This window comes from Azospira inquinata (assembly GCF_018905915.1).
GTDB lineage: Bacteria > Pseudomonadota > Gammaproteobacteria > Burkholderiales > Rhodocyclaceae > Azospira > Azospira inquinata.
The window spans coordinates 2,846,325-2,858,336 of the sequence record NZ_CP064782.1; the positions used below are offsets into that span (position 1 = coordinate 2,846,325).

Annotated in this window: 8 protein-coding genes and 1 tRNA gene; 6 read left to right on the forward strand and 3 right to left on the reverse strand. The window is 63.7% G+C overall.

Features of this window, described 5'->3' with window-relative positions; all coding sequences use genetic code 11:
* Positions 1 to 66: 66 nt before the first annotated feature.
* Positions 67 to 1,554: an MFS transporter gene (locus tag Azoinq_RS12930; protein WP_216128478.1), complete on the reverse strand. Its 1,488-nt coding sequence runs from the start codon at positions 1,552 to 1,554 to the stop codon at positions 67 to 69.
* A 97-nt stretch (positions 1,555 to 1,651) separates the two neighbouring features.
* Here Azoinq_RS12930 and Azoinq_RS12935 point away from each other — a divergent pair, with 97 nt between their 5' ends.
* Together Azoinq_RS12935 and Azoinq_RS12940 are read left to right on the forward strand one after the other, a co-directional pair.
* Entirely contained in the window at positions 1,652 to 2,557 is a 906-nt protein-coding gene (locus tag Azoinq_RS12935; protein ID WP_216128477.1) for a LysR family transcriptional regulator, read from the forward strand.
* Positions 2,558 to 2,753: 196 nt separating this feature from the next.
* Complete coding sequence (locus tag Azoinq_RS12940; RefSeq protein WP_216128476.1) at positions 2,754 to 4,508, forward strand: PHA/PHB synthase family protein; 1,755 nt, start codon at positions 2,754 to 2,756, stop codon at positions 4,506 to 4,508.
* Positions 4,509 to 4,970: 462 nt separating this feature from the next.
* Here Azoinq_RS12940 and Azoinq_RS12945 read toward each other — a convergent pair.
* Positions 4,971 to 5,057: transfer RNA gene (locus Azoinq_RS12945), tRNA-Leu, on the reverse strand.
* Positions 5,058 to 5,099: 42 nt separating this feature from the next.
* Between Azoinq_RS12945 and rnr the strand changes: the two genes are divergently transcribed.
* Complete coding sequence (gene rnr, locus Azoinq_RS12950) at positions 5,100 to 7,781, forward strand: ribonuclease R (protein ID WP_232368492.1); 2,682 nt, start codon at positions 5,100 to 5,102, stop codon at positions 7,779 to 7,781.
* A gap of 244 nt (positions 7,782 to 8,025) precedes the next feature.
* Positions 8,026 to 9,378, forward strand: a complete 1,353-nt coding sequence (locus Azoinq_RS12955; protein WP_216128475.1) for a diguanylate cyclase — start codon at positions 8,026 to 8,028, stop codon at positions 9,376 to 9,378.
* Here the strand turns inward: Azoinq_RS12955 and Azoinq_RS12960 are convergent.
* Positions 9,375 to 10,142 (reverse strand): pseudouridine synthase, encoded by a 768-nt coding sequence (locus Azoinq_RS12960; RefSeq protein WP_216128474.1) that lies wholly within the window; start codon positions 10,140 to 10,142, stop codon positions 9,375 to 9,377. The two genes, Azoinq_RS12955 and Azoinq_RS12960, sit on opposite strands and share 4 nt — an antisense overlap.
* Before the next feature lie 249 nt (positions 10,143 to 10,391).
* Between Azoinq_RS12960 and Azoinq_RS12965 the strand changes: the two genes are divergently transcribed.
* Positions 10,392 to 11,282 (forward strand): Dyp-type peroxidase, encoded by an 891-nt coding sequence (locus tag Azoinq_RS12965; protein ID WP_216128473.1) that lies wholly within the window; start codon positions 10,392 to 10,394, stop codon positions 11,280 to 11,282.
* A gap of 238 nt (positions 11,283 to 11,520) precedes the next feature.
* Complete coding sequence (locus Azoinq_RS12970; RefSeq protein WP_216128472.1) at positions 11,521 to 12,009, forward strand: hypothetical protein; 489 nt, start codon at positions 11,521 to 11,523, stop codon at positions 12,007 to 12,009.
* The last annotated feature ends 3 nt before the right edge of the window (positions 12,010 to 12,012 follow it).

A 12,012-nucleotide genomic window follows, 5' to 3' on the forward strand; every position in this document is an offset into this window, starting at 1 on the left:
CTAGTTCACGGAGCAAAAAGCCGGCTTTAGGGCCGGCTTTTTTATTGCCAATATGGGCTTCGGGCTTTAGCGCAAATTTTTCTGGGACAAAATGGCCACCATGCCCAGTAGGGCCACTAGGGCCAGGGCATAAAACACCTGCTGGGCGCTGAGGAGGGCGGCCTGACGGTCAATTTCCTGGGAGAGGCGAGCCAGCCACTGGGAATCGGGGGCCGGGCCCAGTTCCGGATTCCAGACGTTGATGCGCTCCACCAGCCGGGTGCGGGCCTGGGCGCTCACGTCCTGCCAGTAGAGGTTGCCCAGTCCCGCCCCCACGGCAATGGCCAGTTGGCGCAGAACGTTTTTCAGGGCATAGGCGTGGGCGAAATCCAGGTGCTTGAATTCCCGGAAGGTGAGCCCGGCCACCTGGATGACCACCAGAATGGGAAACAGCCCCTTAAGCAAAAAAGGCCAAATCTGGGCCTGGTAAGGGGTGCTCCCGGTGACGTTGTGGGCCATCCAGGCCAGGGTGCCTCCCACCAGGGCAAAGCCCAGGGCGATGACCCGGCGCCGGTCCCCCAGATAGGGCACCAGACGGAAATAGAGGGGCAGGAGCAGGGCCGTGGCCAGGCCGGTAAGGGTCAGCACCTGGCCCGCCGTGCCCACGTCGTAACCTTCCCCCCCTTCCAGATAGAGGGGAGTGAGGTAGCTCAGGGCGCCGGTGACCAGGTAATAGAGGCCGTAAAACACCACCCCGGTGAGGTACCGGCGGCTGGCGATGCGCCCCAGGTTGAACCAGGGATCCGGGTGGCGGTGCAGGTGCCAGGCCAGGTGGGCGAAAAGGCCCAGGGCTAACAGCAGGCTGAGGACCATGCCCCGGTCCAGCCACTGGTAACGCATGTCCTGAAGGGTGTGGAGCAGGATCAGGGTGCCCAGGCTGAAGGCCAAGGCGGACATCCAGTCGAAATGGCCCAGGGAGCGGGGCAGGTGGGCCTCCTTGGGCAGGGCGAATCCCGCCAGGAGCCACATGGCGGTTCCGTAAGCCCCCTGGAGGGCGAACACGGCCCGCCAGTCCTGCCACTGGACCAGGGCGGTGGCGGCCCAAGGGGCCAGGGCCGTGGATAGGAAAATGCCGGTGATAAAGCCCCGCAGCTGGGGGCCACGCCGTTCCGCCGGGACGGACATTTGCAGCATGACCCGGGCGGCGGTCATGAGGGGGCCGCCCCCCAGGCCCTGGAGTACCCGGGCCGCCATGAGTTGGTTGAAGGACTGGCTGCAGACCGCTACCCCGGAACCGAGAATAAAGAGCCCCAGCCCCAGGCGGATCAGGGTGCGGAAGGGCAACACCCGGGATAGGCGCTCCAGCACCAGGATGGCGGCGGTGCCCGCAGCGGCGTAGAGGGTGATGATCCAGAGAAAGTCTTCCGGAGAGGCCCCAATGCCGCCCCGGATGTAGGCGCCGGACACATAGACCGTGCTGCTGGCGAGAAAATCGGTGCCGGTGATGAGACCGGCGCATACCCCCGCGTGTCGGCGGCGCAGACCGGAAAGCCAGGAACGGGGGAGAAGGAACACAGGGTCAGGGGAAAAACCGGAGAGACGCCATGGTAAGGTCTTTTGTGGTGTAAATAGCGTTATATTCCGGGCTTCTTTGTTGCAATATCGGAACAATATGGCCCTGGATGATCTTCAGCTATTTCTCGCCGTGGCGGAAGGGGAGGGCTTTACCGCCGCCGCTCGGCGTCTGGGCTTGCCCAAATCCACCCTGAGCCGGGCCGTGGCCCGCCTGGAGGAGCGCCTGGGCCAGCGCCTCTGCGAACGGAGCACCCGCCATCTGCGCCTCACCGAGGCGGGTAAGCTGCTGGAGGAACAAACCCGGCCCCTGGTGGGCCGTCTGGGGGAACTGCTGGATTACGCCCAGAGCCGTCAGGACACCCCCCAGGGCCTGCTCCGTATCGCCGCTCCCTATGAATTCGGCGTGCTGCGCCTGGGAGACGTGCTGGCCGACGTGCTGGTGCGCTATCCGGGGCTGGAGGCGGAGGTGGATTTGTCCTCCCGGGTGCCCGATCCCCGGGCCGAGGATTACGACATCGTTTTCCGTATCCAGTCCGGCCCCCTGCCGGATAGTGAACAGGTGGCCCGGCGCATTTATGCCGTGGCCCGGGGCCTGTACGGCTCCCCTGGCCTCCTGGCCCGCTACGGGGAGCCTCGTTGTTTGGCCGATCTGGCCGCCTGGCCCTGCCTGCCCAGCCCGGATGAGCTGGTCTGGTCCCTGCGCCGGGGGGATGGGAAAATCGAGGAACTGCGGCCTTCCGGCCCCCTGCGGGCCCAGAATGTGGGGATGCGGCTCCGGGGGGTGCGGGCCGGACTGGGGGCGGCCATCCTGGCCAGCGCCTATTGCCGGGACGCCCTGGCGGCCAAGGCCATCGTGCCCCTCCTGCCTGGCTACCAGATCCCTCCGGTACGGGTGTATGCCCTGTTGCCCGGTCGCCGCCTCATGCCCGCCAAGGTCCGGGTGTTTCTCGACGCCCTGGCGGAGGAACTGGCGGAACTGGACGCAGAACGCCCCGCCCTTTAAGGCCGAGGGTTTCCGCCGGGAGCGGACCATGGGCCGAAGAAAGGCTCAGGCTATGGACTTGGGGGAAAAATGGACATCGAAATGCCATACCAATGGGGGCGAAGCATCGTAGAATGTTTCCCATGCGGGAGCCGGTCCCTGGCAGTGAATGGGGGTCGGGCTCCGGACGGAATTTTCAAATCATGGGAGATTGAATATGGGTAATGCGTCATCCTCATCCGGCAGCCACAAGAACATGGATCTCCTCTCGGCCCTGCCCCTGGAGAGCATGGGTAAGGCGGTGGGCAAGAATCTGGACCCCTACGGGATGTTCACTTCCATGATCAATGCCCAGACCGCTTGGCTCATGCACCCCCGGGAGCTGAGCAAGGCCCTGACCAACCTGTCCAGCGACATGATGGCCCTCCAGACCCATCTGGCTCAGCGCTCCCTGGGGCTGCCCACGGAGGACGTAGTGACGCCCCATGGGGATGATGTGCGTTTTGCCGAGCCCATCTGGAGCGAATCCGCCTCCTGGGACATCATCAAGGAATGGTATCTGGCCTTCACCCACCGCACCCAGGACATGTATTTCGACACCCCCGGGCTGTCGGACAAGGAACGGCGCCGTTCCGCCTTCTGGGCCCGGATCTGGGTCAATGCCCTGGCGCCCACCAATTTCTTCTGGAGCAATCCGGTGGCCATGCAGAAATTCGTGGAAACCCAGGGCAAGAGCCTGAGTGACGGTTTCCAGAATCTGCTGCGGGACATGAAGGCCAAAAACATTCTCATGGTGGAACAGGATGCCTTCAAGGTGGGCCAGGATCTGGCCACCACCCCGGGCAAGGTGGTGTACCGCAACCGGTTGCTGGAGCTGATCCACTACGCTCCCACCACCAAGGAAGTGCGCAAGACCCCTCTCCTGATCGTCACCCCCTGGATCAACAAGTTCTACGTTCTGGATCTGAACGCCAAGAAGAGCCTGGTGAAGTACATGACCGACCAGGGCTTTTCCGTGTTCATCACCAGCTGGAAAAATCCCACCGCCGACATGGCCGACGTCACCTTCGACGACTACCTGACGGAAGGGGTGAATCAGGTGGTGGAAACGGTGCGGGATTTCTGCAAGGTGCCCAAGATTCACCTGGTGGGCTACTGCATCGGCGGCACCCTGGTATCCACCTACATGGCCTGGGCCAACAAGCGCTTCGGTCCGGAAAAGCTCCCCGTGGCGGACTGGACCCTGTTTACCACCCTGACGGATTTCACCCACCCGGGGGACATCGATGTCTTCATTGACGAAGACATCATCCGCCTGCTGGAAGAAAAGATGGCCAAGACCGGCTATCTGGACGGGGGGGACATGGCCACCTCTTTCCGCCTGCTGCGTTCCAACAGCCTGGTCTGGCATTACTGGGTGCACAGCTACCTTTACGGCGAGCCCCTGCCGGCCTTCGACGTGTTGTTCTGGAACATGGATTCCACCCGCATGCCTCGGGCCATGCACTCCTTCTACCTGCGGGAAATGTACCTGCACAACAACCTGGTCAAGCCGGACCACCTGACCATCGCCGGGGAATCCATCGACCTGGGCCGCATTACCCAGCCCCTTTACGTGGCCACCGCCCAGGACGACCACATCGCCCCCTGGCGCCAGTGCTACCACATCCGCAAGTCCGTGAACACGGAAGCGGAGGTGCGCTTCGTGGTTTCCACCTCCGGCCACATCCTGGGCATCGTCAATCCCCCGGTGAATCCGCCCAAGCGGGCTTTCTGGGCCGGGGAGCCCCAGCCCAACGAGCATTACGAAACCTGGATGAACCGCACTGAGCGCCAACCCGGCACCTGGTGGGGCGACTGGGTGCAATGGCTGGATAAGCGGGGCGCGGAAATGGTGCCCGCCTATCCGGTGTCCACCAAGGCCTTCCCGGCCCTGGCTGATGCTCCGGGGACTTACGTGCTGGAAAAGTAAGTCACTCCATTGCCGCGGATTGGCTACCCATGGGCCCGGGCTAGTCCCGGGCCTTTTTGTATCCGAAGGATTGGGGGCGTTTTCCCGGGAAAATACGGGAAGGGGAAAAAAGTATAGGTTTGCCCGTTTTCCCCGGTCGCCAGGGAAAGGGTGGGGGAGGGAATGGAAAAAGGGGGGAAAGGTGCCCCCTGGGGCGGAGAATCACCGGGGAAAAGGGCGCAGCCCGGCCGCCGGTGGTATGATGCGGAAGCTTCGCGGAGCAGACGGCTTTGACCGTCTGGCCTCTGCCCAGCCCCATGCTTTCCCGTCTCATCCTTTTCTGGGATGTCCCGATGTCAGCCGCAACAGGCGGTTCCGGGCCGACGGATCTTTTCCATCAACAAAAATAGGCAGGACCGGCTTGCACGCAACCCAAGACAGAAAAGAAAAAAGCCAGCTAAAAGCTGGCTTATTCCTGAAGCTTGGTGCCCAGGAGAGGACTCGAACCTCCACAGTGTTGCCACCGCTAGGACCTGAACCTAGTGCGTCTACCAATTCCGCCACCTGGGCAAGGCGTCGAAAGAAGTCGCTATTATAAGGGTTAAAACGGACATGTCAACAAGAAAGTTATCAAAAGTAAGAAAGAGCGACCCCTACTTCGCCCGGGAGGTACAAAAGTACGCAATTCCCCTCCCGTCCCGGGAGTATGTGCAAATGCTCCTGGCCGATCAGGGCAAGCCCCGCAGCTTCGAGCAGATTTGTATCTTGCTGGATATTTCGGCGGAGGAACGGGAGCTCTTCCAACGTCGCCTGAACGCCATGGAGCGGGCTGGCCAGCTGATGCGCAACCGGCGCGGGGATTACATCCTGCCGGATAAGGCGGATTTGATTCCGGGTAAGGTGGAAGGTCACCCGGATGGTTTTGGCTTCCTTTGCCCGGATGACGGCAGCGACGACCTATTCCTGGACACCAAGCAGATGGACAAGGTGTTGCACGGGGACCGGGCCCTGGTGCGGGCCGTGGGGGTGGATCGGAAAGGCCGTCGGGAGGCGGTGGTGGTGGAAGTGCTGGAGCGGGCCAACCAGGAAGTGGTGGGTCGGCTCTATGAGGAACACGGGGTCTATTTCGTGGTGGCGGAAAACCGCCGCATCAGTCAGGACATCCTGATTCCCGGGGATAAGAAGACCCGCACCAAGGCCAAGCCGGGCCAGGTGGTGGTGGTGGACATCATCGAGCAGCCTTCCCAGTATTCCCAGCCCATTGGCCGGGTCAAGGAAGTGCTGGGCAACTACGCCGACGCGGGGATGGAAATCGAGATCGCCCTGCGTAAGCACGACCTGCCCTTCGAGTTTTCCAAGGAAGCCCTGGAAGAAAACAAGGCTTTGCCGGACAAAGTGAAAAAATCCGATCTGGCGGGCCGGGAAGATCTGCGGGAATTGTCCCTGGTGACCATCGACGGGGAAACGGCCCGGGACTTCGATGACGCGGTGTATTGCGAAAAGAAGGGGCGTAATTGGCGCCTGGTGGTGGCCATTGCGGACGTCTCCCATTACGTGCGGCCCGGCATGGTGCTGGACGGGGAGGCTTACGAGCGGGGTAACTCGGTCTATTTCCCCCGGCGGGTCATTCCCATGCTGCCGGAAAAGCTCTCCAACGGCATTTGCTCCCTGAATCCGGACGTGGAGCGGCTGGCCATGGTCTGCGATATGGAAATTACCCCGAGCGGCAATATCAAGGCTTATCGCTTCTACCGGGCGGTGTTCCGCTCCCATGCCCGCCTCACCTATAACCAGGTGTGGAGCTGGCTGTCCGGGGAAAGCCAGCCGGAAAAAGCCGAACATGAGGCCGTTCTGCCCCATCTCCAGGACCTCTACAAACTTTTCCAGATTCTGGTCAAAGCCCGCAAGGTGCGGGGCGCCATCGACTTTGAGACGGTGGAAACCCAGATGCTCTTCAACGATCAGGGCAAAATCGCCAATATCGTTCCCGTGGTGCGCAACGACGCCCACCGGCTCATCGAAGAATGCATGCTGGCGGCCAATGTCTGCGCCTCCCAGTTCCTGGAGGCCCACAAACAGCCCTGCCTGTACCGGGTCCACGAAGGGCCTACGCCGGAAAAGCTGGAAACCCTGCACTCCTTCCTGGGGGAATTCGGTTTTTCCCTGGGGGGCGGGGATTCCCCCACGGCTAAGGATTACGCCGAATTACTGGCCCGCATCCAGGGCCGTCCCGACACCCAGCTGTTGCAGACCGTCATGCTCCGCTCCCTGCGTCAGGCCATGTATAGCCCGGATAACGTGGGCCACTTCGGTCTGGCCTATGAGTCCTACACCCACTTTACTTCCCCCATCCGACGCTACCCGGATTTGCTGGTGCACCGGGCCATCAAGGCCGTGCTGGCCAAGGAAAAGTACAACCCGGGGGATTGGGACGATATCGGCATGCACTGCTCCGCCACCGAACGGCGGGCCGACGAGGCCACCCGGGATGTGGAAAACTGGCTCAAGTGCTTCTACATGCAGGGCCGTCTGGGCGAGGAATTTGACGGCACCATCGCCGGGGTCACGGGCTTCGGCGTCTTCGTCGCCCTGGACGACGTCTATGTGGAAGGCCTGGTCCACGTTTCCGAACTGGGCCAGGACTATTTCCACTTCGAGCCCACCAAGCACCAGATGCTGGGGGAACGGACCGGCAAGCGCTACCGTCTGGGGGACCGGATGCGGGTGAAACTGGTGCGGGCGGACCTGGAAACCGGGCGCATCGACTTCATCCTGGCGGATAACCCGGAAGAAGAGGTGTTCTCCTGGCGGCAAGGGGCCAAGGGTAAAACGGCGGCGGTTAAGGCAGGCAAAGCCGCCAAGGCTGCCAAATCGGCTCCGTCCGCCCCTGCGGCCAAGGCAGCTGCTCCGGTGGAGGAGACCATTCTGGCTCCGGCCAAAAAAGCTGGGGCCAAAAAGTCGGAGGCTCCCAAGGTCGCTAAGGCCGCCAAAGCGGGCAGTGCCGCCCAGGCGCCCAAGGCCACCGCCGCGCCCCGGGCCACCGCGCCCAAAGCCGGAAGCAAAAAGAAGGTGGGAGCGCTCCTGACTCCCCGGTCCTCTGAATCGGTGAAGAAAGAGGGGGAGGTTTCCCCGGAAGGGGCTGACGTCCCGGTGGCGGCTCTGGCACCCAAGGCCCAGGCCTCTGGGGCTTCTTCCAAGGCCAAGGAAAGTGCCGCAGGGGGGAAGAAGAAAGGAACGGCTAAGGCCCCCCGCAAGCCCGCAGGGAAAAAAGCCGCTCCGGCCAAAGCCTCCTGAGGCCCATCCCTTCTGGATGCCCCTGTTCCAGCCAAGCCCCATGCCAAACCCATGGGGCTTTTTTTGTGGGATGGAAAAAAGGACGAGGTCCGGGTTTTTTCGGGGGGTGATGGGGTAGGGCCCGGTCTGGGAATTGCTTCCTTTTTCTGGCCGGTTCGGGCACCGTTGCTTCCTGGCCAGGGCCTTGCCCGAGGGGCGTTCGGGCGGGCTGTTTTGGCCTTCTGCCATTTTGCGAGAGATTCCTATGTTTTCTATTGAGCAGGCGACGGAGATCTTTGCCGCGCTGCCGGACCCGGGCTTCATCCTGAGCCGCAGCGGGCGCTACGTGGCCATTCTGGGGGGCGCGGATAGCCGTTACTACCACGATGGCAGCGCCCTGATCGGCCAGCGTATTCAGGATGTGCTGGCGCCGGGCAAGGCGGACTGGTTTGTGGATCAGATTCACCAGGCCCTGGCGTCCCGCCAACTCCATATCGTGGAATATCCCCTCTCCCGGCGGGACGTGAAGGGGCTGGAATCGGAGGGGCCAGACGAGCCCCTATGGTTCGAGGGGCGCATCCAGGCCCTGAATTTCCAGATTGACGGGGAGGACGGGGTGCTCTGGGTGGCCAGCAATATCACCGCCCGCCATGAACTGGAGCAGCAGCTGCGGGCTCAGAGCCAGACCGACGCCTTGACCGGCCTGTGGAACCGGCGCCATTTCGAAGCCATGGCGGTTCAGGAGCAGGAGCGGGGCCTGCGCTACGGCCATCCCGTGGCCGCCCTGCTCTTTGATGCGGACCATTTCAAGCGCATTAACGACACCTGCGGCCACAAGGTGGGGGATCAGGTGCTGGTGGACCTGGCCCATCTGGCCCGGGGCTGCACCCGGGAATCCGACTGGGTAACCCGCTGGGGCGGGGAGGAATTCACCGTACTCATGCCCCACACGGACCTGGATCAGGCTCGGGAGGTGGGGGAAAAGCTGCGCCGGGCAGTGGCCACCCATGAATTTTCCCTGGGCCTGCGGGTCAGCATCAGCCTGGGGGTGGGCCAGTGGGCCCTGGGTCAGGAATCGGCGGACAGCCTTTTTTCCCGCCTGGATGATGCCCTCTACCGAGCCAAGCAGGAAGGGCGCAACCGGGTGGTGCTGGCCGAGCCTCCGGAGTTGCCGGAGGACCAGGGGGCGGCGGACCACCCCCTGGCCTGGCGGGCCCATTACGCCTCGGGCCACGAGGTGCTGGATCGGGAGCATCGGGAGATTTTTGCCGACGCCCGGCGTATCCAGGCCCAGCTTGCCCGGCTGGAAACTTCCGGCCACTGGCAGGAGGGCATGGATGAACTGCTGGCCGGGGTGGATCAGCTCTTTGCCAAAACCCGGGCCCATTTCCAGACGGAGGAGCGGCTCCTGGGCGAACGCCTGTGGTCCGGCCTGGCCGCCCATCGGGAGCAGCATCAGGCCCTGCTGGACCGGGGGCAGGCCCTGCGTCAGGCCATGGCCGGGGCCCCCAGCGTGGCCCAGGCCGGTGAATTGATCCGCTTTCTTGCCGTGGAGGCGGTGGCCAACCACATCCTGCACCAGGACCGGACCTACCATCCGGTGTTTGCCCTGGACTAGGGGGCGGCGACTTTCCTGTCCTCCGGAGCCAGCCAGGATGGGGGCAGGGCATCGGCCCAGCCCCAGCGGCGGATCAGGTCGGCAAAGGCCCCGTCCACCGGAGCCACCAGTTCCAGGGCCTGACCCGTGAGGGGATGGTGCAGGCTCATGGCCACGCAGGCCAGGAGCAGGCGGGGGCAGGCGTAGCGTTCCGCCACCATGCGATTGTGGCGGCCCTTGCCGTAGGTGGCGTCGCCGATGATGGGGTGGGCGATGTGTTTCAGATGGCGGCGCAGCTGGTGGCGGCGCCCGGTTTCCGGCATCAGGTGGAGCAGGGCGTAGCGGCTGGTGGCATAGGTATCCACCGCCACGGGCAGTTCCACCGTGGCCAGGCGCCGATAGCGGGTGAGGGCGGGCTGGGGAGCCAGGAGGGCGTCCGGATGCACATGTTCCATGGGGTCGGGCTGGCGGCTCAGGGCATGGTCGATGATCCCAGCTTCTTCCGGATAGCCCCGCACCACGGCCAGATAGTCCTTGCCCACGGTCTGGTTCTCGAACTGGCGGCTCAAGGCCTGGCCGGTCTCCTTGTCCAGGGCGAAGACCAGTACCCCGGAGGTGCCCCGATCCAGACGATGGGCCGGATAAACCCGGCGGCCTAGCTGGTCCCGGAGCAGCTGGACGGCAAAACGGGTCTCCCGCCGGTCCAGTTCGCTGCGGTGGACCAGAAGCCCGGCGGGTTTGTGGATGACGACCAGATGATCGTCCTGATAAAGAATGGGAAGCATGGGGCCAGTGTACCGGCTCCGTCGCCCTTGCGCTGACCCAGGGCGCAGGGGCGTGAATTGGGAGGCGCTTGAACCGGACCAGCCGTTCAATACGGTAGCTCCGTTGCAAGGGGGGCCACCATGGCCGTTTTCCGGGCGGTCGCGGTATAGTGGCGGGGCCGGAGCGGGCCGCTACTTGGGGGTACCGCTCCCTTCCTTTTTCCCTGTTTTTGCGCCTGGGACCTCGGGACCTGGGGCGCAGAGGTTGCCATGTCCAACGTTGCCCTATCCTCCCATAGCCAGCCCTATATTCTTGCGCCCCTGGCGGCCCACGGCCGCTCCCTTAGTTTTCGCCTCAAGGCCGAGGCCGATCCCCGGGCTGCCCTGAGCCGCCTGGCCCGGGAATGGCAGCCCGCCTGGGGCGTGGTGGGCCTGGGGGCGCCCCTGGTGGCCGCCCTGGGCCATTCCTTGCCCGGCCTGCGTCCCTTTCCCGCCCTGGCCGGAGCAGGGGTGACCGTGCCCTCCACCCAACAGGCCCTCTGGGTCCTGCTTCTGGGGAAAGAGCGCAGCGCTCTGTTCGACCGGGCCCAGGCCCTGCAAACCTGGCTGGCTGAGGCTTTCGAGCTGGAGGATGGCCTGGATACCTTCCAATACGCCGGGGGCCGGGATTTGACCGGCTATGAGGACGGCACGGAAAACCCCAAGGAGGAAGCCGCTGTTGCTGCCGCCCTGGTGCCCGAGGGGGCCCTGGCCGCTTCCAGCTATGTGGCCGTGCAGCGTTGGAGCCACGATCTGGTCCATTTCCAAAGCCATAGCGCCCCAGAACGGGACAACCTGATCGGCCGCCGCCAAGAAGACAACGAAGAACTGGAAGACGCTCCCGAATCCGCCCACGTGAAGCGCAGCGCCCAGGAAAGCTATAGCCCGGAAGCCTTTATGGTGCGCCGCTCCATGCCCTGGGCCACGGCCCGGGAACAGGGCCTGGAATTCATCGCCTACGGCCACAGCCTGGAGGCCTTCGAGCAGGTGCTGACCCGCATGGTGGGCTTGGAAGACGGGGTGGTGGATGGGCTCTTCCGCTTCTCCCGCCCGGTTACCGGCGGCTATTACTGGTGCCCGCCTCTGGTCGGGGAAGGGCTGGATCTGTCCGCCGTGCTGTAAAGCGTATTTCCCCATCCCCTTTGTTTTTTTGGGAAAAGGGACGGGTACCTCGGCCCTTTCCCTCGGTGAGGCCCCCTGATCCGGCCACGCTCCCAATCCGGGGTGAAGCCCTTGGAGGAGGGGCGTAAAATCGCCCCTGTTCGTGGACCCGGCCGGCCCGCTGCCGTGCCGGGTCTTTTTGTCCGCCGCCCGCCCCCCGGGGTGGCAGGGCGGACGCTCCCCAATGCAGAGGCTATTCATGAGCGCAAAACTTCTTTCTTTTCTGGCCCTGGGCACCGCCCTGGCCCTGGGTTCCACTTCCCTGCTGGCGGCTCCGGCGGCGGCCAAAGTTCAGGGGGCCGAGCTGGCCAAATGTCTGATGACCAAGAGCACCAAAGCCGAGCGGGGCGAAATGGTGAAATGGGTATTCAGCGTCCTGGCCCTCAATCCCCAGCTCAAGAATATGAGCAATGTGACCAACGCCCAGCGGGATCAGCTGAACCGCTCTTCCGCCAAGCTGGTGACCAGCCTGCTCACCGAACGCTGCGAAAAGGAAGCTAAGACCGTGGTTCAGGCCAATGGCCCGGCGGTGATCCAGCAAAGCTTCCAGCTCCTGGCCCAAATGGCCGCCAAGGAACTCTTCGCTGATCCCTCCATGCAGACCGGCGTGGCTGCCGTGGGCCAGTATATTGACGCGGAAAAGTTCAAGGTCCTGCTTCCCGTCCAAGTTCCCCAACTGCCCCAATAAGGT

Bases quoted from the DNA above. Each gene is read 5' to 3' on its own strand.
- Azoinq_RS12935 (WP_216128477.1), top strand. From the start codon at position 1,652: ATGGCCCTGGATGATCTTCAGCTATTTCTCGCCGTGGCGGAAGGGGAG.
- Azoinq_RS12970 (WP_216128472.1), top strand. From the start codon at position 11,521: ATGAGCGCAAAACTTCTTTCTTTTCTGGCCCTGGGCACCGCCCTGGCC.
- Azoinq_RS12955 (WP_216128475.1), top strand. From the start codon at position 8,026: ATGTTTTCTATTGAGCAGGCGACGGAGATCTTTGCCGCGCTGCCGGAC.
- Azoinq_RS12960 (WP_216128474.1), bottom strand. From the start codon at position 10,142: ATGCTTCCCATTCTTTATCAGGACGATCATCTGGTCGTCATCCACAAA.
- rnr (WP_232368492.1), top strand. From the start codon at position 5,100: ATGTCAACAAGAAAGTTATCAAAAGTAAGAAAGAGCGACCCCTACTTC.
- Azoinq_RS12965 (WP_216128473.1), top strand. From the start codon at position 10,392: ATGTCCAACGTTGCCCTATCCTCCCATAGCCAGCCCTATATTCTTGCG.
- Azoinq_RS12940 (WP_216128476.1), top strand. From the start codon at position 2,754: ATGGGTAATGCGTCATCCTCATCCGGCAGCCACAAGAACATGGATCTC.